This is a genomic window from Pseudomonas sp. 29, from assembly GCF_002754355.1.
GTDB lineage: Bacteria > Pseudomonadota > Gammaproteobacteria > Pseudomonadales > Pseudomonadaceae > Aquipseudomonas > Aquipseudomonas neuropathica.
This window is the reverse complement of record NZ_PEEY01000001.1, coordinates 5,150,982-5,174,948: the sequence shown is the minus strand read 5'-3', so window position 1 is coordinate 5,174,948 and position 23,967 is coordinate 5,150,982. Positions and strand designations below refer to the sequence as shown.

General features: G+C 56.8%; 29 protein-coding genes and 1 tRNA gene. 8 read left to right on the top strand and 22 right to left on the bottom strand.

Annotated elements, in window-relative coordinates; all coding sequences use genetic code 11:
* Positions 1 to 66: 66 nt before the first annotated feature.
* From CLU80_RS23945 to thrS, 9 genes are all read right to left on the bottom strand, one after another.
* Positions 67 to 143 (bottom strand) — tRNA-Pro (locus tag CLU80_RS23945).
* Between the two features lie 88 nt (positions 144 to 231).
* Entirely contained in the window at positions 232 to 588 is a 357-nt protein-coding gene (locus CLU80_RS23940) for a MerR family transcriptional regulator (protein ID WP_003179985.1), read from the bottom strand.
* Positions 569 to 871 carry an integration host factor subunit alpha gene (gene ihfA, locus CLU80_RS23935; protein WP_002553164.1) on the bottom strand — a complete coding sequence of 101 codons (303 nt, stop codon included), beginning with the start codon at positions 869 to 871 and terminating at the stop codon, positions 569 to 571. The genes CLU80_RS23940 and ihfA overlap by 20 nt, the downstream gene beginning before the upstream one ends.
* 3 nt (positions 872 to 874) lie before the next feature.
* On the bottom strand, positions 875 to 3,253 hold the full coding sequence (gene pheT, locus CLU80_RS23930) for a phenylalanine--tRNA ligase subunit beta (protein WP_099758549.1): 2,379 nt from the start codon (positions 3,251 to 3,253) through the stop codon (positions 875 to 877).
* Between the two features lie 26 nt (positions 3,254 to 3,279).
* Entirely contained in the window at positions 3,280 to 4,296 is a 1,017-nt protein-coding gene (gene pheS / locus CLU80_RS23925; protein WP_003226365.1) for a phenylalanine--tRNA ligase subunit alpha, read from the bottom strand.
* 109 nt (positions 4,297 to 4,405) lie between these two features.
* Entirely contained in the window at positions 4,406 to 4,762 is a 357-nt protein-coding gene (gene rplT, locus CLU80_RS23920; RefSeq protein ID WP_007913489.1) for a 50S ribosomal protein L20, read from the bottom strand.
* A gap of 27 nt (positions 4,763 to 4,789) precedes the next feature.
* The gene (gene rpmI, locus CLU80_RS23915) at positions 4,790 to 4,984 is read right to left on the bottom strand and encodes a 50S ribosomal protein L35 (RefSeq protein ID WP_002553160.1); all 195 of its coding nucleotides are present in this window, start codon (positions 4,982 to 4,984) and stop codon (positions 4,790 to 4,792) included.
* 60 nt (positions 4,985 to 5,044) lie between these two features.
* On the bottom strand, positions 5,045 to 5,596 hold the full coding sequence (infC, locus tag CLU80_RS23910) for a translation initiation factor IF-3 (RefSeq protein WP_171057393.1): 552 nt from the start codon (positions 5,594 to 5,596) through the stop codon (positions 5,045 to 5,047).
* A complete protein-coding gene (gene thrS / locus CLU80_RS23905; protein ID WP_007913488.1) occupies positions 5,596 to 7,518 on the bottom strand; it encodes a threonine--tRNA ligase in 1,923 nt (640 codons plus the stop codon). The genes infC and thrS overlap by 1 nt, the downstream gene beginning before the upstream one ends.
* Positions 7,519 to 7,890: 372 nt before the next feature.
* On the opposite strand from thrS, the gene CLU80_RS23900 reads away from it, so the two are divergent.
* Together CLU80_RS23900 and CLU80_RS23895 are read left to right on the top strand one after the other, a co-directional pair.
* Positions 7,891 to 8,193: a hypothetical protein gene (locus CLU80_RS23900; RefSeq protein ID WP_093432157.1), complete on the top strand. Its 303-nt coding sequence runs from the start codon at positions 7,891 to 7,893 to the stop codon at positions 8,191 to 8,193.
* Positions 8,194 to 8,481: 288 nt separating this feature from the next.
* Positions 8,482 to 8,694 (top strand): cold-shock protein, encoded by a 213-nt coding sequence (locus CLU80_RS23895; protein WP_003179963.1) that lies wholly within the window; start codon positions 8,482 to 8,484, stop codon positions 8,692 to 8,694.
* Between the two features lie 72 nt (positions 8,695 to 8,766).
* Here CLU80_RS23895 and CLU80_RS23890 read toward each other — a convergent pair whose 3' ends face one another.
* Together CLU80_RS23890 and CLU80_RS23885 are read right to left on the bottom strand one after the other, a co-directional pair.
* Positions 8,767 to 9,084 carry an I78 family peptidase inhibitor gene (locus CLU80_RS23890; RefSeq protein ID WP_099758548.1) on the bottom strand — a complete coding sequence of 106 codons (318 nt, stop codon included), beginning with the start codon at positions 9,082 to 9,084 and terminating at the stop codon, positions 8,767 to 8,769.
* Between the two features lie 176 nt (positions 9,085 to 9,260).
* A complete protein-coding gene (locus tag CLU80_RS23885; protein WP_007913485.1) occupies positions 9,261 to 9,566 on the bottom strand; it encodes a hypothetical protein in 306 nt (101 codons plus the stop codon).
* Between the two features lie 130 nt (positions 9,567 to 9,696).
* Between CLU80_RS23885 and CLU80_RS23880 the strand changes: the two genes are divergently transcribed.
* Positions 9,697 to 9,909: a hypothetical protein gene (locus CLU80_RS23880; protein ID WP_093432151.1), complete on the top strand. Its 213-nt coding sequence runs from the start codon at positions 9,697 to 9,699 to the stop codon at positions 9,907 to 9,909.
* A gap of 31 nt (positions 9,910 to 9,940) precedes the next feature.
* Here the strand turns inward: CLU80_RS23880 and CLU80_RS23875 are convergent, their stop codons facing one another.
* The 8 genes from CLU80_RS23875 to CLU80_RS23840 all read right to left on the bottom strand — a co-directional run bounded on the left by CLU80_RS23875 (position 9,941) and on the right by CLU80_RS23840 (position 17,563).
* Positions 9,941 to 10,969, bottom strand: a complete 1,029-nt coding sequence (locus CLU80_RS23875) for a nucleoside hydrolase (protein WP_099758547.1) — start codon at positions 10,967 to 10,969, stop codon at positions 9,941 to 9,943.
* 31 nt (positions 10,970 to 11,000) lie between these two features.
* A complete protein-coding gene (rbsD, locus tag CLU80_RS23870; RefSeq protein WP_093432146.1) occupies positions 11,001 to 11,405 on the bottom strand; it encodes a D-ribose pyranase in 405 nt (134 codons plus the stop codon).
* Positions 11,402 to 12,319: a ribokinase gene (gene rbsK / locus CLU80_RS23865; RefSeq protein WP_099758546.1), complete on the bottom strand. Its 918-nt coding sequence runs from the start codon at positions 12,317 to 12,319 to the stop codon at positions 11,402 to 11,404. Before rbsK ends, rbsD begins: the two co-directional genes overlap by 4 nt.
* Before the next feature lie 24 nt (positions 12,320 to 12,343).
* Entirely contained in the window at positions 12,344 to 13,363 is a 1,020-nt protein-coding gene (locus CLU80_RS23860; RefSeq protein WP_093432142.1) for a LacI family DNA-binding transcriptional regulator, read from the bottom strand.
* 3 nt (positions 13,364 to 13,366) lie between these two features.
* Positions 13,367 to 14,344 (bottom strand): ABC transporter permease, encoded by a 978-nt coding sequence (locus CLU80_RS23855; protein WP_093432140.1) that lies wholly within the window; start codon positions 14,342 to 14,344, stop codon positions 13,367 to 13,369.
* On the bottom strand, positions 14,341 to 15,894 hold the full coding sequence (locus tag CLU80_RS23850; RefSeq protein WP_093432137.1) for a sugar ABC transporter ATP-binding protein: 1,554 nt from the start codon (positions 15,892 to 15,894) through the stop codon (positions 14,341 to 14,343). Before CLU80_RS23850 ends, CLU80_RS23855 begins: the two co-directional genes overlap by 4 nt.
* 56 nt (positions 15,895 to 15,950) lie before the next feature.
* The gene (locus CLU80_RS23845; RefSeq protein ID WP_016984936.1) at positions 15,951 to 16,907 is read right to left on the bottom strand and encodes a sugar ABC transporter substrate-binding protein; all 957 of its coding nucleotides are present in this window, start codon (positions 16,905 to 16,907) and stop codon (positions 15,951 to 15,953) included.
* A gap of 200 nt (positions 16,908 to 17,107) precedes the next feature.
* The gene (locus CLU80_RS23840) at positions 17,108 to 17,563 is read right to left on the bottom strand and encodes a hypothetical protein (RefSeq protein ID WP_093432134.1); all 456 of its coding nucleotides are present in this window, start codon (positions 17,561 to 17,563) and stop codon (positions 17,108 to 17,110) included.
* A 349-nt stretch (positions 17,564 to 17,912) separates the two neighbouring features.
* Between CLU80_RS23840 and CLU80_RS23835 the strand changes: the two genes are divergently transcribed.
* The 3 genes from CLU80_RS23835 (at position 17,913) to CLU80_RS23825 (ending at position 20,161) form a co-directional block, all read left to right on the top strand.
* The gene (locus CLU80_RS23835) at positions 17,913 to 19,001 is read left to right on the top strand and encodes an asparaginase (protein ID WP_034152752.1); all 1,089 of its coding nucleotides are present in this window, start codon (positions 17,913 to 17,915) and stop codon (positions 18,999 to 19,001) included.
* A gap of 196 nt (positions 19,002 to 19,197) precedes the next feature.
* Positions 19,198 to 19,467, top strand: a complete 270-nt coding sequence (locus CLU80_RS23830; RefSeq protein WP_166219800.1) for a DUF1654 domain-containing protein — start codon at positions 19,198 to 19,200, stop codon at positions 19,465 to 19,467.
* Positions 19,468 to 19,471: 4 nt separating this feature from the next.
* Positions 19,472 to 20,161 (top strand): endonuclease, encoded by a 690-nt coding sequence (locus CLU80_RS23825; protein WP_034152754.1) that lies wholly within the window; start codon positions 19,472 to 19,474, stop codon positions 20,159 to 20,161.
* 56 nt (positions 20,162 to 20,217) lie between these two features.
* Here the strand turns inward: CLU80_RS23825 and CLU80_RS23820 are convergent, their stop codons facing one another.
* Positions 20,218 to 21,129 (bottom strand): siderophore-interacting protein, encoded by a 912-nt coding sequence (locus CLU80_RS23820; protein ID WP_099758545.1) that lies wholly within the window; start codon positions 21,127 to 21,129, stop codon positions 20,218 to 20,220.
* 87 nt (positions 21,130 to 21,216) lie between these two features.
* A complete protein-coding gene (locus CLU80_RS23815) occupies positions 21,217 to 21,588 on the bottom strand; it encodes a penicillin-binding protein activator LpoB (RefSeq protein ID WP_099758544.1) in 372 nt (123 codons plus the stop codon).
* A 250-nt stretch (positions 21,589 to 21,838) separates the two neighbouring features.
* On the opposite strand from CLU80_RS23815, the gene csrA reads away from it, so the two are divergent.
* Positions 21,839 to 22,033 (top strand): carbon storage regulator CsrA, encoded by a 195-nt coding sequence (gene csrA / locus CLU80_RS23810; protein WP_003179932.1) that lies wholly within the window; start codon positions 21,839 to 21,841, stop codon positions 22,031 to 22,033.
* A 217-nt stretch (positions 22,034 to 22,250) separates the two neighbouring features.
* Here csrA and CLU80_RS23805 read toward each other — a convergent pair whose 3' ends face one another.
* Positions 22,251 to 22,706 carry a DUF2214 family protein gene (locus tag CLU80_RS23805; RefSeq protein ID WP_099758543.1) on the bottom strand — a complete coding sequence of 152 codons (456 nt, stop codon included), beginning with the start codon at positions 22,704 to 22,706 and terminating at the stop codon, positions 22,251 to 22,253.
* Positions 22,707 to 23,430: 724 nt separating this feature from the next.
* Here CLU80_RS23805 and CLU80_RS23800 point away from each other — a divergent pair.
* Complete coding sequence (locus tag CLU80_RS23800) at positions 23,431 to 23,928, top strand: PAAR domain-containing protein (protein WP_077571937.1); 498 nt, start codon at positions 23,431 to 23,433, stop codon at positions 23,926 to 23,928.
* Positions 23,929 to 23,967 lie beyond the last annotated feature (39 nt).

Sequence of the window (23,967 nt, the reverse complement as noted above, 5' to 3'; positions counted from 1 at the left end):
TTTGCGCAGGCACAAAAAAGCCGATCCATCTGATCGGCTTAAGTGTCTGATTCTAATCAGGAATAATGGTCGGGACGGAGTGATTCGAACACTCGACCCCTAGCACCCCATGCTAGTGCGCTACCGGACTGCGCTACGCCCCGACTGGTTTTGCAACTGTTCTTCACCTCGAAGAACGCTCAAGAATATAGCGCAAGCGTTTGAAAACTGGAAGTATTCAAACGCTGCTTTTTATTTCTTGAGAACCACCAGCACATCTTCCAATTCGGCAATCATCTGCCGAATCATCTGCTTGTATTGGGTCGTGTCGTCTTTGGCTTCATCGCCGGACAGGCGCAAGCGTGCGCCGCCGATGGTGAAACCCTGATCGTAAAGGAGCGCGCGGATCTGCCGGATCATCAGCACGTCCTGGCGCTGATAATACCGGCGGTTTCCGCGGCGTTTGACGGGGTTGAGTTGAGGAAACTCCTGCTCCCAATAGCGCAGCACGTGTGGCTTTACGGCACACAGCTCGCTGACTTCACCGATGGTGAAGTAGCGTTTGCCCGGGATGACGGGTAGTTCGTCGTTATGACTTGGTTCCAGCATAAGCCTCAACTCGGGCCTTCAACTTCTGCCCTGGACGAAAGGTGACCACACGGCGAGCCGTGATCGGGATTTCTTCCCCCGTTTTCGGGTTGCGGCCAGGCCGCTGGCGTTTGTCCCGAAGGTCGAAATTGCCGAAACCGGACAATTTGACCTGCTCGTTGTCTTCAAGAGCGTGCCTGATTTCCTCGAAAAACAGTTCTACCAATTCCTTGGCTTCCCGCTTGTTCAGGCCCAGCTCTTCATACAGACGTTCCGCCATCTCAGCTTTCGTCAAAGCCCCCATACGTCACTTCCTTAACGTGGCGTTCAACCTTTGTTCGAGCGAGGTGAGGATATTTTGCGTCGTCGAATTCACCTCATCGTCATTAAGAGTGCGCGATGGATGCTGCCAGGTCAAGCCAACTGCAAGGCTTTTTCTATCAGGATCAATGCCTTTACCCTGATACACGTCAAACAGCCTGAGATCCGTGAGCCATTCGCCTGCATTTTCACGGATTACGTCCAGTACGGCCGCGGACGCGACGTCTTTGTGCGCAATCAGTGCAAGGTCACGACGCACTTCAGGAAAGCGCGACAACTCGTGGAATTTCGGCATTTTACCGAGCGCCACTTCAGCCAGAACCAGCTCGAAAACGAAGACCGGACGGTCCAGACCCAAGGCTTTCGACAATTCCGGGTGAATGGCGCCGATGAAACCGACTTCACGCCCTTCGCGCTCGATGCGCGCGGTTTGACCCGGGTGCAACGCAGGGTGTTTGCCCGGAGCGAAGGTGAACGAATCCAGTGCACCGGCGAAGCCGAGCACCGCTTCCACATCAGCCTTGACGTCGAAGAAATCAACCGTGTCGCGACCTTGCGCCCAACCTTCCGGCAGGCGGCTACCGCAAACCACGCCGGACAGCATCGGCTCTTGCTTCAGGCCTTCGAGCTGACCAACGAAGCGCAGACCGCTTTCGAACAGACGCACGCGATCTTGCTGACGGTTGAGGTTGTGCTGCAGCGCCTTGACCAGACCCGGCCACAGCGACGAGCGCATGGCTGCCATGTCATTAGAGATCGGATTGGCCAGCAACAGCGGCTCGACGCCCGGACTGAACAGTTCGAACTGACGCGGATCGATGAAGCTGTAAGTGATCGCTTCCTGATAACCACGCGCTACCAGCAGGCGGCGCAGTTCCGGCAGATCGCTACGCGCTTCGGCTTTGGCTTGCGGCGCCAGACGCGCTTGCGGGTAACGAACCGGCAGACGGTTGTAGCCGTACAGACGCGCCAGTTCTTCGATCAGATCGACTTCCAGACTGATGTCGAAGCGATGGCTTGGCACTTCTACGCGCCACTGGCCTTCGCCATCGGCAGTAATACCTAGACCCAGACCGCCGAGCAAACGCTCGACCTGGGCGGAATCCATTTCCATACCCAGCATCTGGGTGATGCGCTGGGAGCGCAGAGTGATCGGTGCGATCGACGGCAGATGTTGCTCGCTGACGGTCTCGATGATCGGGCCGGCTTCGCCGCCAGTGATGTCCAGCAGCAGGCCAGTGGCGCGCTCCATGGCTTCACGGGCCAGTTGCCAGTCAACGCCACGCTCATAGCGGTGCGAAGCATCGGTGTGCAGGCCGTAGGAGCGAGCCTTGCCAGCAACAGCGATCTGGTCGAAGAACGCACTCTCCAGGAATACGTCGCGAGTCGTCGCAGAGACGCCGCTGTGTTCGCCGCCCATCACACCGGCAATCGCCAGCGCGCGGGTGTGGTCGGCGATGACCAGCGTATCGCTACGCAGACTGACTTCCTGACCGTCGAGCAGAACGAGCTTCTCGCCCTCTTCCGCCATGCGCACACGGATGCCGCCGTTGATTTCGGCGAGATCGAAGGCGTGCAGCGGCTGACCCAGCTCGAGCATCACGTAGTTGGTGATGTCGACGGCAGCGTCGATGCTGCGCACGTCGGCGCGACGCAGACGCTCCACCATCCACAGCGGCGTTGGCTTGGACAGGTCAACGTTACGGATAACGCGGCCCAGGTAACGCGGGCACGCGGCTGGGGCCAGCACTTCTACCGAACGCACTTCGTCGTGCGCGGCAGGAATGGCCATGACCACCGGACGGGTGACCGGCGCGGCATACAGTGCGCCGACTTCACGGGCCAGACCGGCCAGAGACAGGCAGTCGCCGCGGTTCGGGGTCAGATCGACCTCGATGCTGGCGTCTTCCAGATCCAGGTACACACGGAAGTCTTCGCCCACCGGTGCATCGACCGGCAGCTCCATCAGACCGTCGTTGCCTTCACCGATCTGCAGCTCGGCTTGCGAGCACAGCATGCCGTTCGACTCGACGCCGCGCAGCTTGGCCTTCTTGATCTTGAAGTCGCCCGGCAGCTCAGCGCCGATCATGGCGAACGGAATCTTCAGGCCCGGACGCACGTTTGGCGCACCGCACACGACCTGGAAAGTTTCCGCGCCGTTGCTGACCTGGCACACACGCAGCTTGTCGGCATCAGGGTGTTGCTCGGTGCTCAGCACCTCACCCACCACCACACCACTGAAAACACCGGCGGCCGGGGTCACGCTATCGACCTCAAGGCCCGCCATCGACAGACGAGCAACCAGCTCGTCGCGATTTACCTGCGGGCTAACCCAGCCACGCAGCCATTGTTCACTGAATTTCATCCTGCTCTCCTAAGAATTCGTTACGACTAGCGAAATTGCGCGAGGAACCGCAAGTCGTTGTCGAAGAACAGACGCAAGTCGTTCACGCCGTAACGGAGCATGGCCAGACGCTCGACACCCATGCCGAAAGCAAAACCGGAGAACTCTTCCGGATCAATGCCGGACATGCGCAACACGTTCGGGTGAACCATGCCGCAGCCCATCACTTCCAGCCAGCCAGTCTGCTTGCAGACACGGCAGCCTTTACCGCTGCACATCACGCATTCCATATCGACTTCAGCGGACGGCTCGGTGAACGGGAAGTACGAAGGACGGAAACGCACGGCCAGCTCTTTTTCGAAGAACACCCGCAGGAATTCTTCGATGGTGCCTTTGAGATCGGCAAAATTGATGTCGCGATCAACCAGCAAGCCTTCGACCTGGTGGAACATCGGCGAGTGGGTGATATCGGAGTCGCTGCGATACACGCGGCCCGGGCAGACGATGCGGATCGGCGGCTGTTTCGATTCCATGGTGCGGACCTGTACCGGCGAGGTATGGGTGCGCAGCAGCATGTTGGCGTTGAAATAGAAGGTGTCATGCATCGACCGGGCCGGGTGATGGCCTGGGATGTTGAGCGCTTCAAAGTTGTGATAGTCGTCTTCGACCTCAGGGCCTTCGGCGATGCCGTAGCCGATGCGGGTGAAGAACTGTTCAACACGTTCCAGAGTCCGGGTCACCGGATGCAGACCACCAGAGGTCTGGCCACGGCCCGGCAACGTCACGTCAATGGATTCGGCGGACAGTTTGGCAGCCAGTTCGGCTTCTTCAAACAGAGCCATGCGCGCATTGAGTACGCCTGTGACACGTTCCTTGGCAACGTTGATCAGGGCGCCGACTTGCGGACGCTCTTCTGCCGGCAAATTCCCCAGGGTCTTCATCACCTGAGTCAATTCGCCCTTTTTGCCAAGGTATTGAACCCGGATTTGCTCCAGGGCATTGATATCTTCAGCGCTTTGCACAGCCTCTAGTGCTTGAGAGACCAGCGCATCCAGGTTTTCCATGTACAGACTCCAGATACAAAATAGGGGAAGAGCTTGAAGGCTCTTCCCCTATTTAAGACGTTTACCACCTGGCCCCACGGAAGTGAGGCCGGGTGATTGTCGGGGGTACTTAAGCCAAGGTGGCTTTAGCTTTCTCGACAATCGCAGCAAACACCGCTTTTTCGTTCACTGCCAGATCAGCCAGAACCTTACGGTCGATCTCGATGGACGCTTTTTTCAGGCCAGCGATGAAACGGCTGTAGGACAGACCGTTAACACGAGCACCAGCGTTGATACGAGCGATCCACAGAGCGCGGAACTGACGTTTTTTCTGACGACGGTCACGGTAGGCGTATTGGCCTGCCTTGATTACCGCTTGCTTGGCAACACGGAATACGCGGGAGCGTGCGCCGTAGTAGCCTTTAGCAAGTTTCAGAATTTTTTTGTGACGCTTACGGGCAATGACGCCACGCTTTACACGAGCCATGAGTTACTTCCTCTATTCTTGACTAAATTAACGAAGGCGCAGCATGCGCTCGACTTTTGCCACGTCAGACGGATGCAGCAAGCTGCTACCGCGCAGTTGACGCTTACGCTTGGTCGACATTTTAGTCAGGATGTGGCTCTTGAAAGCGTGCTTGTGCTTGATACCGTTAGCAGTTTTCAGAAACCGCTTAGCAGCACCACTTTTGGTTTTCATTTTTGGCATGTTCGGATACTCCGCATTCAGTTGATAAACATAATCAGAAGGCCTGCCGTGCCCTGTTGATTACTTCTTCTTTTTCGGGGCGATGACCATGATCAGCTGGCGTCCTTCCATCTTAGGATGCTGTTCGACCGAACCGTACTCGAGCAGGTCAGCTTCAACCCGCTTGAGGAGTTCCATCCCCAGCTCCTGGTGGGCCATCTCACGGCCGCGGAATCGCAAGGATACCTTGGCCCTGTCCCCATCACTCAGGAAACGTACCAGGTTGCGCAGTTTTACCTGGTAATCCCCTTCCTCCGTCCCTGGACGAAACTTGATTTCTTTAACCTGAATCTGCTTCTGGTTCTTCTTCGCCGCGGCAACCTGCTTCTTCTTTTCGAAGATCGATTTGCCGTAATCCATCACACGGCAAACCGGTGGGATTGCGTCTGCGGAGATTTCCACCAGATCAAGCTTTGCTTCTTCAGCAATACGAAGCGCTTCATCAATCGAGACGATGCCAATCTGCTCGCCATCAGCGCCAATTAACCGAACCTCGCGTGCCGAGATATTCTCGTTGATCGGGGCTTTCGGTGCAGCTCGTTTATCTTGTCTCATTTCACGCTTAATAATAATTACTCCGAATCTGGGCGACCACGCCGGGAAACCGCTTGCGCGAGAAACTCAGCGAACTGGGCGACGGGCATCGAGCCCAGGTCAGCACCTTCACGAGTACGCACAGCGACAGTCTGCATCTCGACTTCCTTATCTCCGATAACCAAAAGATAGGGAACCTTGAGCAAAGTATGCTCGCGGATTTTAAAGCCGATCTTTTCATTTCTCAAGTCGGACTTGGCACGAAATCCGCTTTCGTTGAGAGTTTTTTCAACTTCTGCAACAAAATCTGCCTGTTTATCAGTGATATTCATGATCACCGCCTGGGTTGGCGCGAGCCACGCAGGGAACGCACCTTCGTAGTGCTCGATCAGAATCCCGACGAAACGCTCGAAGGAACCGAGGATCGCACGGTGCAACATCACTGGGTGTTTGCGGCTGTTGTCTTCAGAGACGTATTCAGCGCCCAAACGGACAGGCAGGTTAAAATCGAGCTGCAGAGTACCACATTGCCAGACCCGACCAAGGCAGTCTTTCAGCGAGAACTCGATCTTCGGACCGTAGAACGCACCTTCACCCGGCTGCAGATCGTACGGCAGGCCCGCAGAATCAAGGGCTGCAGCCAGTGCAGCTTCAGCGCGATCCCACAGCTCGTCGGAACCGACGCGTTTTTCCGGACGAGTGGACAGTTTCATCTCGACATCGGTAAAGCCGAAGTCACGATAAACGTCCATGGTCAGCTTGATGAACGCGGCGGACTCAGCCTGCATCTGCTCTTCGGTGCAGAAGATGTGGGCGTCGTCCTGAGTGAACGCACGTACGCGCATGATGCCGTGCAATGCACCCGATGGCTCGTTACGGTGGCAGGCACCGAACTCAGCCAGACGCATCGGCAGCTCGCGGTAGCTCTTCAGGCCCTGATTGAACACCTGCACGTGGCACGGGCAGTTCATCGGCTTGATCGCGTAGTCGCGGTTTTCCGACTGCGTGGTGAACATGTTGTCGGCGTAGTTGGCCCAGTGCCCGGATTTCTCCCACAGGCTGCGGTCAACGACTTGCGGCGTCTTGATCTCAAGGTAGCCGTTGTCGCGCTGGATCTTGCGCATGTACTGCTCGAGCACCTGGTACAGAGTCCAGCCGTTCGGGTGCCAGAACACCATGCCCGGGGATTCTTCCTGGGTGTGGAACAGGCCCAGACGCTTGCCGATCTTGCGGTGATCGCGCTTCTCAGCTTCTTCGATGCGTTGGATGTAAGCCGCCAGCTGCTTCTTGTCTGCCCAAGCGGTGCCGTAAACGCGCTGCAATTGCTCGTTCTTGGCGTCGCCGCGCCAGTAGGCACCGGACAGCTTCGTCAGCTTGAAGGATTTCAGGAAACGCGTGTTCGGCACGTGCGGACCGCGGCACATGTCGACGTATTCTTCGTGATAGTACAGACCCATGGCCTGTTCGTTCGGCATGTCCTCGACCAGGCGCAACTTGTAGTCTTCGCCACGAGCCTTGAACACTTCGATCACTTCGGCGCGCGGAGTGACTTTCTTGATGACGTCGTAATCTTTTTCGATCAGCTGTTGCATGCGCTGTTCGATAGCGGCCATGTCGTCCGGAGTGAAAGGACGCTCGAAGGCGATGTCGTAATAGAAGCCTTCGTCGATGACCGGCCCGATGACCATTTTCGCAGTCGGGTACAGCTGCTTGACCGCGTGGCCAACCAGGTGCGCGCAAGAGTGGCGAATGATCTCCAGCCCCTCTTCATCCTTAGGCGTAATGATTTGCAGGGTCGCGTCGCTGCTGATGATGTCGCTGGCGTCGACCAGTTGGCCATTGACCTTGCCGGCCAGTGTGGCTTTGGCCAGACCTGCACCAATGGATGCGGCGACCTCGGCTACGGAAACCGGGTGATCGAATGAACGTTGACTGCCGTCGGGAAGAGTAATAGTTGGCATGGCGCCTCCTCTCCTAGTGGTGACCCCTACCAAAGGTCACGTGGGTTGGGATGAGCCAGTACAAGATCCGATCCAGGCCATTCAATGACGAACGCCTGCCTTACAGCGGCAGGAGCCTTGCGGCCAACCGGAAAACCGAACCAGAGTGACTGGGATTCAAATCGAAAATATTCGCACGTTGACCGCTGCCGGGACTGAAGGTGATCCGGCGCCTGAGAACGCTTGAGCCCGGCATGCTAGCACAGATGAGCGGTCACTTATGCCTCTGTTTGATCAGAAGGCAAATCGTCTGTTTTTATGCCAGAGTGCTGAACTTGATAGGCCTTTCAGCCCTCAGATAACAAGACATTGACCCACAAGGAGCATCCTCGCATGCGTCTGAATACCCTGTTCGCCGTAGTCGCCCCTATCGTTATGCTGCTGCCACTGAGCGCCCACGCCGACTGGCCGAAGGGCGAGCGCGAGAAGTACATGGCGCAGTGCACCCAGGCGGCTACTCCGCAAATTGGTGCCGCCGCGGCCAAATCGCACTGCGCTTGTGGCGCTGATGCCATCAAGTCCTATCCTGCCGCCGATATTCAGGCGCTGATGGACAACAAGGCCACCCCTGAACTGCAGCAGAAAGCGCTGGGCCAAATCGCCAAATGCAAGGCGAATACTCCGGCGAAAAAGTAAGAAAAAAAGCGTCCTGACTCGGCCCAGCGCCCTTGAAAAGGGCTGAATTTGCGTCTTTTCAGACGTTTTATGCAGGTTTTACAGGTTTTTTTATCGTCTTTACGTTCCGCTAAAAGCCTTGTAAACCGGGGCTTTCAGCCGATAAAGGCAGTAAAGAAAACACGACTGATTGGCAAACAGCACGTCCAGGGGGCTACCAAAGCGAACATTTCGACTATGATACCCGGGTGTGCCCAGTTGGCCTGAGCAGCACAGTACTGAAAAATATATGTTTCTTGGAGATACACCATGTCTAATCGCCAAACCGGCACCGTTAAGTGGTTCAACGATGAAAAAGGCTTCGGCTTCATCACTCCTCAAGGTGGCGGTGACGACCTGTTCGTACACTTCAAAGCTATCGAATCCGACGGTTTCAAAAGCCTGAAAGAAGGCCAGACCGTCTCTTTCGTGGCTGAGAAAGGCCAAAAGGGTATGCAAGCTGCACAGGTTCGCCCAGAGTAATTTCTGCGCGCACTAAAAAAACCCCGTCCATGTGACGGGGTTTTTTATGCCTGCAATAAAAGCCTTCGCTAATCAGCCGCAGTTGACACGAGTGATCACCAGGTTGTTGTCGGTGTTCAGATTCAAGCGATCGGAGCGGTACTCGAGCGTGATCATGTCGTTCGGCTTGAGGAAGCGGGCATTTTGCGCCCCGGCTTTGCTGCGCGCCTGCTCCAGAAGCTCTGGCGAAGCTTTCTTGCCAATGGCGAATTCCGCCGCCGATGCTTCACAGCGGCTGTGATCAGCTTCGGTTGCCGCAGATTCCTTTGCCGACTCGCTGGAGGTCGTGCTGCAACCGGCCAGCATGGCAGCGGCCATAAGTGCACCCAGTGTCGCGAACTTCAAAGGCATGAAGCCTCCTTGTTTTCAAAATGGTTAAGCTGAGATCGTGCGACCGCCATTCAAGCGATTGGTTTCACAGCCAAGGCCATCACCAATCACCCTGCCCCACGATCGGAAAAACGCCGAGTGTGCCTGAGGGGCATGCGTCACTTCATCAATCAATCGTGACTGAATATTAACGGCGCTCAATAGACGTCGATGTAGTCATACGGCGGATTCGGCCAGTTGTCCTTCAGCGCATTGAAAATCTGCATGACCCATACCTCGTCACTGGCCGCGACATTGCCCACGTAGCCCGAGCCCTTGGCCCAGGTTTCCAGGCGAAACAGCAAGCCGTCGATATCCTGCCCACCGGTAACGCCGGAGGAAATGTAAGCGATACCGCCCTTGGTCACGCGCAGCTGCGTGTGTTCGTCATCACTGGCCGAGGCGAGCAACTGGCGCACCGCGTCGAGCGTGAGGCCGTCAGGGGTGTTCAAATCGATCTGCACAGCACAATCCTTGGGAGCCTTAAAAGACCAAGTGTCGCATAGCGTTCCGCTCATGCCTAAGTCGCAGTGCCAAATGCCCGACAAAATGGTTAACTCAAACCCAAGATCTTCCGACTATTCGAGCGCTCTCATGACCACGATCAGCATCGACGCCGCCATTAATGCCAAATGGGCAGACGGACACAGCTCTTACAGCCCGGGAACCACCGAGGAGCTTGCGCTGATTGGTATCGATTTATTGGTCAAAGAGTTGGGCACAGAAGCGGCCAAGCAATTCATCAAGCAGATTTTCGAGCGCTACCCGACCGAACAGGTCGAACACGAACACGCAGAGAAAGGGTAAACCCGCAGGCTGGCACCTGCGGGCGAGTGGCTTACTTCAGACGTTTCAGGCGTTCGGTGAGCAAGTCAAAGAAGCCTTGCGCGTCGCCATTTTCCACCCAAAAGGCATTTTTCGGCGCCTTCAGGCCGTCGTACCAATCGACGATGGTCTGACCGAAAGTCGGCCCTTCACGGCTATCCACCACGACATTCACCGAGCGACCGGTGAACAGTTCCGGCTTGAGCAGGTAGGCCACAACCGTAGCGTCATGCACCGGGCCACCCGGAATACCGTAGTGCTCCATGTCGCCTTTGATGTACTCATTGAGGATGTCGCCGACAATCTTGCTCGCGTTGTTGTTCAGCGCAGCGATCTGCTTCAGTCGCGCGTCACTGGTGAGAATCTTGTGGGTCACGTCCAGTGGCAGGTAGGTCAGTTTCACGCCGCTTTTCAGGACCACTTCGGCCGCTTGCGGGTCAGCAAACAGGTTGAATTCAGCCACCGGGGTGATGTTGCCGCCGTTGAAGTGCGCACCACCCATGATCACCACTTCCTTGATGCCCTGAACAATTTCAGGCTCCTGGATCAGCGCCAATGCCAGGTTGGTCTGCGGACCAAGCATGGCGATCGTGATGCTGTGCGGCTTGGCTTTTTTCAGGGTATCGATCAGGTAGTTGACAGCATTGCCCTCAGCCAGCCCCTTTTTCGGTTCGTGCACGGTGACACCCGACAGGCCTTCCTTGCCATGGATGTTCTCGGCATAGATAGGCGTGCGCATCAGCGGCTTTGGCGCACCCGCATAAACCGGTACGTCTTCGCGCCCTGCCCACTCGCGAGCCAGGCGCGCGTTACGCGATGTCTTGTCGAGGCGCACATTGCCGGCGACGGTGGTCAGCGCGCGAATGTTCAGTTCTTCCGGCGAGGCCAGCGCGAACAACAGGGCGACCACGTCGTCGGCCCCTGGATCGGTATCGATGATCAGGTCGATTTTTTCCGCAGCCTGAGCGCCGGTCGCAGTGATTACGGACAAAAGCAGTAAACCCCGGATGAATTGATGCAGTTTCTGAGCATAGCGTTGCATGGCGCATTCCTTGTGCTTGTGAAATCAAAAGTTAAAAGGTGACTCCAGCGACCAGCACGATGTTGCAGTACGGCTGGCATTCCCCTGTACGAACAATCGCCCGAGCCTGTCGGCTGAGAACCTTGAATTGCTCGTGACTGAGCAGATCACGACGGCCCAGAGCGCCCTCTTCACTCAACTGCTCCAGGGTATTCAGCGCGGTCGGTTGCTTGTCGAAGATTTCTTTGGCCAATGCATGGCTTTCCACTTGCATCTCGCTGAGCACGACCTTCAGGGTGCTGACGAAATCCGGGATGCCGTGAGTCAGCGCCAGATCAATCAGCTCGACACCCGGCGGCACTGGCAGCCCGGCATCACCAATGACCACCATGTCGCCATGGCCCAGGGACGCGATCAGCCGCGACAATGCGACGTTGAGCAGAGGAGTCTTTTTCATGCGGGTTTAAAGGCCTGTACGTCGGATAGGGTTGGAATGGACGGCTGTGCGCCGGCGCGGGTTACCGATAACGCGGCGGCGATCTGCCCGAAACGAATCGCCTCGGCCTCGGACTTGCCATTGGCCAGCGCAGCAGCGAAACCACCCACGAACGTGTCGCCTGCGGCCGTGGTGTCGACAGCCTTCACTTTGGGCGCCGGGAAATGCTCAAAGCTTTGGCCATTAGCGAACAGCGAGCCTTGCGCACCAAGGGTAATAATGACTTTGCCCGCACCCATGGCGATCAACTGACTGGCTGCACTTTCTGCCGTTTCCTGCGAATCCACCGGCAAGCCGCTCAACACGGTCGCTTCGCTCTCATTGGGGATCAGGTAGTCGATCGCCGCAAACCAGTCCGCCGGCAGTGGACGACTGGCCGGTGCCGGATTGAGGATGACAACTTTACCCAGCGCGCGCGCACGCTTGAGCGCATGCCCCACCGTGGCATCCGGAATTTCGAGCTGGCAGATGATCACGTCTGCGGCTTGCAGCACCGCATCAAACCGGTCGATCACTGCGGGCGTCATGGCGCCATTGGCGCCGGCGACGATGACAATGGCGTTCTGACTGTTGTCATCGACCACGATCAACGCCACGCCACTGGAGTCATCGACGATGCTCACTGCCTGGCAATCGATCTGTTCGGCCAACAAGGCGTTGCGTAGTTGCACGCCATAATCGTCGCTGCCAACACAGCCAACCATCGCCACCTGCGCGCCCAAACGCGCTGCGGCCACCGCCTGATTGGCGCCCTTGCCACCGGAAACCGTGGCAAACGAATGACCGATCAACGTTTCGCCGCCGACCGGCAGCCGTGGCGCCCGGGTCACCAGATCCATGTTCAGGCTGCCTATTACCACTACATTTGCTGGCATACATCATTACTCGTCAATTCGGTTTCAGCGGTATTCGGTGAACACGCCGGACAACGGTGCAGTGGATTCGCGCAAGACAATACTCGGAGTCACGATCCGTTGATCAGTGCCCAGGCTCGGCGTGGCAATCCTGCGCAGCAGCACTTCGGCCGCCATCTCGCCCAGTTGCAGGATTGATTGCCCCACCGTGGTGAGTGCCGGGTAGACGTAACGACTCATCTGGATATCGTCGAAACCAATCACCGACAGCTCGCTCGGCACGCGCACATTGCGCTCCGCCGCCGCTCGCAGCACACCAATGCCGATCATGTCGTTACCGGCAAAGATTGCGCTCGGCGGATTGCGCTCGAGCAGAATCGCCGCTGCGTTGTACCCGCCAGTACTGGTGAAATCGCTTTCCAGCATGCGCTCCTGACGGACGTCAACGCCCGCCTCTTTCAGCGCTCGGCAATAACCGGCCAGACGCATCTGCGCAACACTGGTGCTGGCCGGGCCGCCGATGGTGGCGATGTCGCGGTGCCCCAACTCAAGCAAGTGCCGGGTCGCGAGGTAAGCGCCGTATTCGTGGTCGATACGCACCAGATCGGCATCGACGCCATCCAGACCTCGGTCGACGATGACCATCGGCGTTTTCACCCCGGCCAACCCCTGCGCCAGACCGCTGTCACCGCCAGCGGAAGCAACGATCAAACCGTCGATGCGTTTCTCCAGCAACACGCGCAAATAGCTGCGCTGCTTGTCGGGATTGTCGTCGGAGTTGCAGAGGATCACGCAATAGCCGTTACGCTCGCAATAATCCTCGATGCCCCGCGCCAACTCGGCGAAGTACGGGTTGAGACTGTTGGGCACCAGCAGGCCGATGGTTGCAGTGGTCTTGGCTTTCAGCGAGCGCGCCACCGCACTCGGCACATAGTCGAGGCTCTTGATCGCCGCCTCGACTTTCAACCGCACTTCCTGACTCACCGGACGGGTGTTGTTCACCACATGCGACACCGTCGTGTAGGAAATCCCCGCGAGGGCTGCCACATCCTTGATCGTTGCCATCTCTTAGCCCCGGCGACTGGCGCGCTGACTGCGATAAGTGTCGAGCACCACCGCGATCACGATGACGGCGCCGGTGATGATTCGTTTGGTCGGTTCAGTCGCACCGATCTGCGCCAGACCTGCCGCCAGGACCGAAATGATCAATACGCCAAAGAATGTGCTGATCACCGAACCACGCCCGCCCATCAGGCTGGTACCACCGATAACCACAGCTGCGATTACCTGCAACTCCAGACCGGAACCGGCATTCGGGTCAGCGGCTTCCAGACGGGAAATCTGGAACAGCGCAGCGATACCGGCCAGCAGCCCCATCAGGCTGAAGACCAGAATCTTGTAGGGTTTCGGATTGATCCCCGCGAGGCGCACCGCCTCTTCGTTGGTGCCAATGCCGATCAGGTAGCGACCGAATACGGTACGGGTCAACACGGCCTGAGCGATGATAATCACCAGCAAAGCAATGATAAACGATGGCGAGATGCCGAACGCGATCGGGTTCGACAGCCAGGCAAACGAATCACCGATGTACGCGGTGCGCGATCCCGTCATCTGATAAGCCAGACCCCGAGCCATTTCCAGCACACCGAGAGAAACGATGAACGATGGAATCCGCCACGCCACCGTGATCGAACCGGTGACGGTTCCAGCCAGCGCCGCCACTGCCATTCCGAGCAACGCCGACGGCAATACGCTCCAGCCCCAACCGAGAATGGCGACGCTGACCGTCGAAGCGGCAAGCGCCAATACCGAACCCACCGAAAGGTCGATGCCGCCGATGATCAACACGAAGGTCATGCCGACCGCCAGCACCATCAGATCAGGGATTTGGTTGGCCAGCGTACTGAAGGTGTTATAGGACAGAAAGTGGCTGCTCAAGACCGAGAACAGCGCAATCATCGCCAGCAAGGCGCCGGCCAGGCCCAGATAAGTGCCCAGACCGTAGAAGTTGCCACTACGTTTGCCGGCAGGAGATGCAGTTTTCATGGGAGATCCCTAGGCGCCGCTTCATTGAGCAACGCATCACGTTTTTGGTAGCCGGCGAACGCGGCGGCAAGCAAGTCATCCTGGGTCCAGCTGTCGCGCTCGAAGGTGTCGATCAACCGGCCGGCCGACAACACGCCGATGCGGTCACAGATCAGCATCAACTCACGCAGATCACTGGAGACCACCACCAGCGCTTTGCCCTGGCGCGTCAGTTCGCCGAGCAAGGCATAAATGTCGAACTTGGCGCCGACGTCGATGCCACGGGTCGGCTCGTCGAACAGCAGCACCGAACAGTCGCGCTCCAGCCAGCGGCCGATCACGACCTTCTGCTGGTTGCCACCGGACAGCTCGGAGACCAATTGTGTCGGACTCGAACTGCGGATGCGCATGGCGTCGATCTGACGCTGCGCCAAAGCGATTTCGTCGCCGTTGTTGACGACACCGCCACTGGAGATTTCCGGCATGTTGCCCAGTGCGATGTTGGCGCTGATCGATTGACTCAGCAGCAGGCCTTCACCTTTGCGGTCTTCGGTGATCAATGCGATACCGTTGCGCACCGCATCGACCGGCGAGCGCACACTGACCACTTTGGCCGGGGAGCCGAGCGCGATGGTGCCGCTGTCGGCAACGTCCGCACCAAAAATCAGTCGCAGCAGTTCTGTGCGCCCTGCCCCGATCAATCCGGAAATCCCGAAGATCTCGCCGGCACGGACTTCGAATGAAACATCGCGCACTTTGTCAGAGCGATTCAAACCCGTGACAGTCAGCGCCGGGGCGCCGATATTGCGCGGGCCCATGTCGATGTGTTCGCCCAGTTCACGACCGACCATCAGCGTAACCAGTTGCTCGCTGTTGTAATTGGCCATCGGCTCGACACAGACCAGATTGCCGTCGCGCAGCACGGCAATGCGCTGTGCGACACGGGCCAGCTCTTCGAGACGGTGGGAAATGTAAATGATCGAAACGCCGCGCGCCTGCAACCGGGTGATCTGCTCGAACAGCATTTCGACTTCACGTGCGGTCAGCATCGCGGTCGGCTCATCGAGAATCAGCACATGGCAATCGCCAATCAGGTTACGGGCGATTTCAACCATCTGCTGATGCCCGATCCCCAGCTCGCCGACCAGCGTATCCGGATCAATCGCGTCGAGACCGACTTGCGCCATGGCTTCGATCGCTGCTTTGCGCAGTTGTTTGCGGCTGATCCAGCCGCCGTTGCTCGGCAGGTTGTCGAGAAACAGGTTTTCCGCGACCGACAGTGTCGGCAACAGATTGAGCTCTTGCATGACCATACGCACGCCGAGTTCTTCAGCCTGGGTGCGGCTGCCCGGACGATAGTCCTTGCCCTGGAATTGCATCTGGCCGGTGGTCGGCGTGACCAGTCCGCCAATGATTTTCGACAGGGTACTTTTGCCGGCACCATTCTCGCCGGTCAGCGCCAGCACTTCACCGCGCATCAGCGTCAGATCGATGCCGGTGAGCACCGGTTGCGCATAGGTCTTACCGATACCGCTGACCGAGAGGACAGCGTTCGGGGCGGAAACTGACATAAAAACTCTCCATGCGCTCGCCCGGACGGACGAGCGCCGTTGTGTCGCCAGAAGACTTACTTGGTGACCAGCTCGACCGGTGTTTCGATCACGCCGTTGGCGCCGCTGTCGACTTTCTCGCCCTTGATGATTTTCAGCGCGGTTTCGATGCCGAACACTGCCTGCTTGGCAGCGAACTGGTCAGCCGTGGCCAACACGCGGCCATCCTTCAACATTGGCTTGATAGCGTTGATGTTGTCGTAACCGACCACCTGAACCTGACCGGCCTTGCCAGCGGCACGTACTGCGGAAACGGCGCCGACGGCCATGCTGTCGTTACCGGCCAGCAGTGCTTTGACGTCCGGGTATTCGCTGAGGATCGAAGCGGCAACCTTGTTGCCCTTGTCGATTTCCCAGTCACCTGATTGCAACGAAACGATCTTGATCTGTGCGGCGTCCATCGCATCCTTGAAGCCAGCGGTACGTTGCTGAGCGTTGGTCGTGGTGGACACGCCTTCAATGATGCCGACTTCGTCACCGGCCTTGAGCTGCTTGGCCAGGTACTCACCGACCAGACGGGCGCCTTTGCGATTGTCCGGACCTACGAAGGGCACGCTGATGTTTTTGCTTTTGACGATGGCCGGATCGAGTTGGTTGTCGATGTTGATCACGGTGATACCAGCATCGACGGCTTTCTTGATCACCGGCACCATGGCCTTGGAATCGGAAGGCGCGATCACCAGTGCATTGACCTTGGCCAGGATCATTTGCTCGACGATGCGGGTCTGGCCAGCAGTATCGGTTTCATCCTTGATGCCATTAGAGATCAGGTCGAAATCGGCGGAGTGTTCTTTCTGGTACGCCTTGGCGCCATCTTCCATGGTCAGGAAGAATTCGTTGGCCAGAGACTTCATGACCAGCGCGACTTTAGGTTTTTCGGCGGATTCGGCGAATGCCGAGGAGACAGGTAGTGCGGCGGCTGTGGCAGCCAGCATAGCGACAGCAAGAAGACGTCCAGCGAATGGCAGCTTCATGGGTTCACTCCGATCTTATGATTATTGTGAGCAACGCTTGCGCTGGCGTAAGCTACTTGGCTATCTGCAGGGCCATAGTGCCCCGAGAGCGCCGCGCAAACGTTTGCGTAGACCGAACTATGCGAATCCCGCCGACATTTGTCAACAATCAGAAATCGGTATTGATTAAAGGACGAATCCGTTGCTTCGTCCCTTGATGCTCAGGCTGTGGTGTTGACCACGTTGCCGCTGGTGGAGCCTTGGGACATTTCCTTGAGCAACGCCGCCGCGACCTCCATGAGTGCGCCGCTGGTCTGCGCGATCTGACCCTGAATGGACATCACCGCCTGCGACTTGGCCTCAGGCGTCGGATAGCTCGCAGCCTGAGCCGCCGCCAGTTGCTGTTGCTGCTCCTGCAGTTGCTTCTGCAACTCTTTCATCCGCTTGAGCAGCATTTTCACGGTGACATTCAGACTGTCGCCGCTGTCCGCGCTATCGGCCTGACTGGCTTCTTGCGCAGGGCCGCCGGTCCTGACCTGGTTGCTCGGCTCTTTTTCAACGCCCAGCGCCTCGTCGGAAGCGTCCGCTTCTGCCTGGTTCATTGCATTGATCGTCGCTGCGGTTTTACCGCCGATGGTGACTGTACCCGGGTTTGAAAAACCGATCGTCAGTGACATGTGAACTCCCTAAAAAAGCGTTTCCCAGAACAACCATCGGCCTCAAGGCCGATTTCTTTAGTAGAGAATCCGGAGCCGGCAACCGGTTTCATTCGAAAGAAGCCGTAGTCCCTTTCGGTGAACCGAACGCGAAAGCCTCCATTGTTCGGAAACCCGGATAAACGCTTCGCCCCACCATTTGCAAATCCATAAAATCTTGATGTAAATCATCAAGTTAAACATTTCTCTGACGCAAAGTACGGCTGGTACAGATCCTGCTCCCTTCACCGCACCCCAGGCATCCAGATCGGCTTGGGGTGCATCTAGATGAACCTGCATCAGCACCGTCTCACTACTAGAGAGAAAAATAATGAAATCTGCTTTCAACACTTTGGTTCCGGGCGCTTTGGCCCTTCTCCTGCTCCTGCCCACCGCCCTTCAGGCGAAAGAAGTCGAAACCCAGACCAAGCTCGCTAACGTCGTAGTACTTGCCACCGGCGGCACCATCGCCGGCGCCGGCGCAAGCGCCGCCAACAGCGCCACCTACCAAGCGGCGAAGGTTGGCGTCGAACAATTGATCGCCGGCATTCCCGAACTGAGCAAACTGGCGAACGTGCGTGGCGAACAAGTCATGCAGATTGCCTCGGAAAGCATCACCAACGAAAACCTGCTGCAATTGGGTCGTCGTGTAGCCGAACTGGCCGACAGCAAAGACGTCGACGGCATCGTCATCACCCACGGCACCGACACCCTGGAAGAAACCGCTTACTTCCTCAACCTGGTGGAAAAAACCGACAAGCCGATCATCGTCGTCGGTTCGATGCGTCCGGGCACTGCCATGTCCGCCGATGGCATGCTTAACCTGTACAACGCCGTGGCCGTGGCCAGCAGCAAAGAAGCGCATGGCAAAGGCGTACTGGTGACCATGAATGACGAAATCCAGTCCGGTCGCGACGTCAGCAAGATGATCAATATCAAGACTGAAGCCTTCAAAAGTGCCTGGGGCCCACTGGGCATGGTGGTAGAAGGCAAATCCTACTGGTTCCGCCTGCCAGCCAAGCGTCACACCATGGATTCGGAATTCGACATCAAAAACATCAAGAGCCTTCCTGACGTAGAAATCGCTTATTCCTACGGCAACGTCAGCGATACTGCCTACAAGGCTCTCGCCCAATCCGGTGCCAAGGCCATTATCCATGCCGGCACCGGTAACGGCTCGGTCTCCTCCCGCGTGGTTCCAGCCCTGCAAGCGCTGCGCAAGGATGGCGTGCAAATCATTCGTTCGTCCCACGTCAACGCTGGCGGCTTCGTTCTGCGTAACGCCGAACAACCGGACGACAAGTACGACTGGGTTGTTGCTCACGACCTGAACCCGCAGAAAGCCCGCATCCTGGCAATGGTCGCCCTGACCAAAACCAACGACAGCAAAGAGCTGCAACGGATGTTCTGGGAATATTGATGGACCTTCGCCCAATCAATTCTTGATTGGGCACCCTGCGCCACTCGCCTGACCGGTGGGTGGTGCATCGCTCACAACGCTCTCGCACTTTTCCCACAAAAAATTTGACACGGCCTACACCAAAATCGGAAAACCGCTGTCAGAGGATTTTCTTGAATTTTAAGCAGTTGCGAAAATGCTTACAGTTAAATACTGTATGCACGTACAGCTTAATAAGGATAACCTCGTGGCCACCTCCCCTGATGCTCCTGACGCTTACGAACGCATGGGCATGCGCGTTCAGAAAATCATCAATTCCCCCACCGCACAGAAAGCCAAAGCGGCACTGATCTTCCGTCTGCCGGACGAGCCGATGGACGAGTGGGAACGTCTGCTTGAGGAAATCGACGAGAACGACAACGTCACCCTCGCCTATCGCGACGACGGTGGCGTGCAGATTTTTTGGGTTGTACCGAAGGAAGATTGATTCAATGAGTGTCCGCTGTTTTGCTTTGCTGTTGCTGTTCATCGCCATGGGTGCCCAGGCTGGCGCACCCCGCACATTTACCGAAGCCAAGAAGGTCGCCTGGAAGCTGTATGCGCCGCAATCCACAGAGTTTTATTGCGGGTGCAAGTACACCGGCAACAAAGTTGACCTGAAGGCTTGCGGTTACGTACCGCGCAAGAATGCCAAGCGTGCGTCACGCATTGAATGGGAACACATTGTGCCGGCCTGGCAGTTCGGTCATCAGCGTCAGTGCTGGCAGGAAGGCGGCAGAAAGAATTGCACCCGTTACGACCCAAGCTATCAAAAGGCTGAAGCCGATCTGCATAACCTGGTGCCGAGCATTGGCGAGGTCAATGGCGATCGCAGCAATTTCAGCTACGGCTGGCTGCCAGTGCAATCCGGGCAATACGGTTCGTGTCTGACCCAGGTTGACTTCAAAGCGAAGAAGGTCATGCCTCGCCCGTCGATTCGCGGCATGATTGCCCGCACCTATTTCTACATGAGCAAGCAGTACGGCTTGCGCCTGTCGAAACAGGATCGCCAATTGTATGAGGCGTGGGACAAGACTTACCCGGTGCAGGACTGGGAGCGTCAGCGCAATCAGAGCGTGGCGTGTGTGATGGGACGCGGTAATGAATTTGTCGGCCCGGTGAACATGAAAGCCTGCGGTTGATTGCAAGCCCGAAAAAAAGGCCTCGAACGCTATGTTCGAGGCCTTTTTATTTGTGCCTAGTTGGCTGACTTGTTGTGTCGCCAGTAGCCCATCAAGTTAAGTGACTCACGAGGCATACCACATTCTTTGATCAGGTATCTGCGCAAACTCATCACCGCCGCCGACTCTCCGGCAATCCAGCCATAAAAGCCTTCAGTGGCGGTATCGGCGATTTCCCAGAGAATGTCCTTCTCTATGTCGACGTCAGCCAATTCAATCGCTTGCCCCGCTGAAGATACATGGACGGGCAAAGTCGCCGCCCTCACCGCCTCCACCATCAGCGCTCCCGCGACTGTTTCGTTCGCCCGATCCCGGATCAACCAACGTATCGACAACCCTGGCCAATCAGGGACGTCGAGCATGTCCTGAGCACTGTCCACTTCGAAAAATGCCTGAACTTGTGGTGGTTCGGCGAGCATCGCCAACTCATCAAGAATGCCCATGGCTGCTGGCAGCGCCGTCGCATCTGCAACGAGCAAAAGCTGCTTGAGTGCCTGTGGCGGCTTCCATTCAAAACCGCCGGCCTCCTGCGCCGAGAAATGGCGATCGGGCGCAAGGATCTGCATCGAATCACCTGGCTGCGAATGCAGCGCCCAACGCGACGCTGGCCCGGTCTCACCGTGCAGAACAAAATCAATATCGACTTCGCCTTGCTCCGCGCGTAAATGCCGGATGGTGTAGGTGCGCATAGCGGGACGTCGGTCTGCCAGCATCGCGCGAAATCGGGCGTACCAACCTTCCTCTTGAGAGAGCTTGGCGTGCGAGCCATTGGCCGCAGGAAAAAACAGCTTCACCCGCTGATCCGGCGCCCAGGTCGCCATTTCGCGGACTGGAAGACCGACGAGCGTGATCCGCATCATGTGCGGGCTCAACCGGGTTTTTCGATGCAAGGTTACATCGAACAATTTGTAAGGATTGGCGGAGGCCATGGGGAACTCCTTCAGGAAATCATCAACGACTTCAATAGGAACGAGTCGCGCTAGAGAGCCTTTAGGAGATTCCGCCGACCGGAACGTTTACGGCGTGAGCGGATGCTCGACCAACACCGATTCAACGTTTTGTTTCTTGGCCTTCACCAACGCTGCATCCACTTGCACCTTACGTGCTTCAGCTTCAGCCTGAGAGTTGAACGGACCAATCAGAATTCGCGTTTTGCCGCTGCTGTCCTTGATCACCGTAGGCACGAAGGCGTGCTCGATGAGCCAGCCACTCAGGTCGCTGACAGCCTGTGGCGTTTCACCGCGCACTTCGAGATCCCATTGTGGTGCAGCGGCCGCCGCCGCCGGCGCCGTCACTGCTGCCGACTGTGGTTTTGCTGCGTCTGCATTCTTGCCTTCACCACACCCTGCCAATACCAGTGCCGCGACTACCCAAACCAATTTGCGCACAACGCTTTCCTCGAAATTCTCAAAGCCGCGATCTTATCATTCATAAATACTTCGCGAGCCCCGCAAAATGGGCACAAAACAACGAGATTGATGCCTGCAGCCTCTGTATAGTTACGCCCTGGGAATTAATGCCGCATCTGCGCGTCAGAAAGAGGCACCCAAACCGTGAGACTTCGCACTAATCTATACGTACCACCGACCTCTGCACTGTCTGAATCAGGTGCCCTACAAAGCAATCAAGGAGAAGACCATGCTGATACTCACCCGCAAAGTCGGTGAAAGCATAAACATCGGTGATGACATCACTATCACCATTCTGGGCGTTAGCGGCCAACAGGTCCGCATTGGTATCAACGCTCCGAAAAACGTTGCCGTGCACCGTGAAGAGATTTACCAGCGCATTCAGGCTGGCCTGACCGCCCCGGACAAGCCACAAACTCCCTGAGCCGCCTCGCAGTCAGTAGCCAGTCCGTTTTACCTTGTGGAATGACTGGCTAGAGATTCACGCGCCGTTTTGCCATCCGCTCCCACCTCGCTGGGTACGGCGCCTGACACATGAGCCTTCCGCGTTACCTTCCCGCCCTTTCTGCTGATCGATACTACCGAGCATTCTCAAGGCTGGCTGTCGGACATTTCCGATAGAGCGAAGGGAATTCGCCTTCCTACCCGAACGTCACACCACGTGCCATGCCTGTGGCTGCAACCATCATCAGCACCAGTAGCAGCGCTTCGACGTGACTGATGCGTGCAAACAACTTTGCTCTCCCGGTATCGAGCACCGCCCCCCGCGCCTTGGCGATCCGCCATTTGATCAGCGTGATCATCGGCGCAAGCTCCATCAACAGAATCAGCACGAACAGCGTCATCTTCAGGTGAAACAGCGGCTGATGAAGATAATAGTCAGTGCCTTTTTCGTAACCGCCAAAGGCACGCATCCCGCCTGTGATCAACAAGATCAGCGCGCAAATCCCCCAGAAATTATCAGCCAGCAGAACCCGCCCGGCCTCCCCCGTCCCGGCCGCCAGGCGACTGAACGCCGTCCCACGCGTCAGTACCGCCCAAAAACCCAAAGCAAATGCCAGCAGATGAACAGCTGCAAGAAACCAATGAACCAGCATCGATACACCCTCATCAGAAAGAGTTGAAAATCGGCCAGTCAGTAGTAGTTGAAAAAACAAGGATTTGCCTGCGGGGTGTTGCCAGGCTTTCAGGAGAGATCGAAAGGATAGATTTCAGCCAGTTGAGGCAAATCGCAGGCAAAAAAAATCCCAAGCAGCTGATGGAAGCTTGGGATTTAAAAATGCATAAACCGTGGTGGTGAACGCGGGGTGGATCTTACTGAATCATCCTGCACGTAACAACTTATTTTTGATAACCGGTCGGTTAAAAATCATCGTAAGTCATTAAATATCCACACTATTTCAAAGGACGATGGCGACAGACGGTTACTCATCAGCCGCCACAACGCATAACTTCAGAAGTGGCAACAACCGCTTCCACCCCGCCTGATAATTCGCCGCCAAATCAGCAATGATCGCAAACCAATCAGAGCGCGGAGAAAATCCGCAAAAAGGCAACCGAAAATCAGTCAACCAAAAAGATGTAACAATTGTTAACCATCCTCCGAAATAGTAGGATCATCGGCGTACGAACTTACATGGACGGTCCAATTTTATGCGCTTTAAACCTATGGATAGGTTCCCTCCCTGCCGGCGCCCACTCAACTCCACTTCGCTCCCCACACCGCCTAAACATTTCAGAAAGACTCTATGAATAGCTCGCATCGTCGAATTCAGCGACAGCCTGTCAGCACCCGCCTGAAACCTTGAAAAGGAATTTCCCATGAGTGGCAAACCCGCTGCCCGCGTAACAGATCCCACCAACTGCCCCCTGCCGGGACATGGCACGAATCCGATTGCCAGTGGCTCACCCAATGTAAACTTCGATGGCTTGGCTGCTGCTCGAATGACCGATAAGTCTGCGTGCGGCAGCCCCATTACCGGCGGAGTAAGTACGACGGTGTTCATCAACGGACTGAATGCTGCAACCAAAGACAGCACTGGAGCCCACGGTAATGTGGTGATTGGCGGATCCGGCACAGTGATTATTGGCGACACCGTGGTCACAGCACCGTTTAGTGGGCTGATGCCAATGCCTGTGCACTTCAGCGACAAGTTTCAACTGATCGATGAAGATTCTGGCGAACCCCTGCCGGATCACGTCTACGCCTTCCAGCGCGCCGATGGCAGCATCGAACACGGCGTCAGCGACAAGAATGGCTACACACACGTTGTCAGCTCGCACCTTGCGGAAACCATCACGCTCTTTTTAGAAGACTGAGTTATCGCCGAACCCGCAAATCAACATTTTTGAGCGAGC

Coding starts and splice junctions, on each gene's coding strand:
- CLU80_RS23940 (WP_003179985.1), bottom strand. CDS start 588: ATGCTGGAACCAAGTCATAACGACGAACTACCCGTCATCCCGGGCAAA.
- ihfA (WP_002553164.1), bottom strand. CDS start 871: ATGGGGGCTTTGACGAAAGCTGAGATGGCGGAACGTCTGTATGAAGAG.
- pheT (WP_099758549.1), bottom strand. CDS start 3,253: ATGAAATTCAGTGAACAATGGCTGCGTGGCTGGGTTAGCCCGCAGGTA.
- pheS (WP_003226365.1), bottom strand. CDS start 4,296: ATGGAAAACCTGGATGCGCTGGTCTCTCAAGCACTAGAGGCTGTGCAA.
- rplT (WP_007913489.1), bottom strand. CDS start 4,762: ATGGCTCGTGTAAAGCGTGGCGTCATTGCCCGTAAGCGTCACAAAAAA.
- rpmI (WP_002553160.1), bottom strand. CDS start 4,984: ATGCCAAAAATGAAAACCAAAAGTGGTGCTGCTAAGCGGTTTCTGAAA.
- thrS (WP_007913488.1), bottom strand. CDS start 7,518: ATGCCAACTATTACTCTTCCCGACGGCAGTCAACGTTCATTCGATCAC.
- CLU80_RS23900 (WP_093432157.1), top strand. CDS start 7,891: ATGCGTCTGAATACCCTGTTCGCCGTAGTCGCCCCTATCGTTATGCTG.
- CLU80_RS23895 (WP_003179963.1), top strand. CDS start 8,482: ATGTCTAATCGCCAAACCGGCACCGTTAAGTGGTTCAACGATGAAAAA.
- CLU80_RS23890 (WP_099758548.1), bottom strand. CDS start 9,084: ATGCCTTTGAAGTTCGCGACACTGGGTGCACTTATGGCCGCTGCCATG.
- CLU80_RS23880 (WP_093432151.1), top strand. CDS start 9,697: ATGACCACGATCAGCATCGACGCCGCCATTAATGCCAAATGGGCAGAC.
- CLU80_RS23875 (WP_099758547.1), bottom strand. CDS start 10,969: ATGCAACGCTATGCTCAGAAACTGCATCAATTCATCCGGGGTTTACTG.
- rbsD (WP_093432146.1), bottom strand. CDS start 11,405: ATGAAAAAGACTCCTCTGCTCAACGTCGCATTGTCGCGGCTGATCGCG.
- rbsK (WP_099758546.1), bottom strand. CDS start 12,319: ATGCCAGCAAATGTAGTGGTAATAGGCAGCCTGAACATGGATCTGGTG.
- CLU80_RS23860 (WP_093432142.1), bottom strand. CDS start 13,363: ATGGCAACGATCAAGGATGTGGCAGCCCTCGCGGGGATTTCCTACACG.
- CLU80_RS23855 (WP_093432140.1), bottom strand. CDS start 14,344: ATGAAAACTGCATCTCCTGCCGGCAAACGTAGTGGCAACTTCTACGGT.
- CLU80_RS23850 (WP_093432137.1), bottom strand. CDS start 15,894: ATGTCAGTTTCCGCCCCGAACGCTGTCCTCTCGGTCAGCGGTATCGGT.
- CLU80_RS23845 (WP_016984936.1), bottom strand. CDS start 16,907: ATGAAGCTGCCATTCGCTGGACGTCTTCTTGCTGTCGCTATGCTGGCT.
- CLU80_RS23840 (WP_093432134.1), bottom strand. CDS start 17,563: ATGTCACTGACGATCGGTTTTTCAAACCCGGGTACAGTCACCATCGGC.
- CLU80_RS23835 (WP_034152752.1), top strand. CDS start 17,913: ATGAAATCTGCTTTCAACACTTTGGTTCCGGGCGCTTTGGCCCTTCTC.
- CLU80_RS23830 (WP_166219800.1), top strand. CDS start 19,198: ATGCACGTACAGCTTAATAAGGATAACCTCGTGGCCACCTCCCCTGAT.
- CLU80_RS23825 (WP_034152754.1), top strand. CDS start 19,472: ATGAGTGTCCGCTGTTTTGCTTTGCTGTTGCTGTTCATCGCCATGGGT.
- CLU80_RS23820 (WP_099758545.1), bottom strand. CDS start 21,129: ATGGCCTCCGCCAATCCTTACAAATTGTTCGATGTAACCTTGCATCGA.
- csrA (WP_003179932.1), top strand. CDS start 21,839: ATGCTGATACTCACCCGCAAAGTCGGTGAAAGCATAAACATCGGTGAT.
- CLU80_RS23805 (WP_099758543.1), bottom strand. CDS start 22,706: ATGCTGGTTCATTGGTTTCTTGCAGCTGTTCATCTGCTGGCATTTGCT.
- CLU80_RS23800 (WP_077571937.1), top strand. CDS start 23,431: ATGAGTGGCAAACCCGCTGCCCGCGTAACAGATCCCACCAACTGCCCC.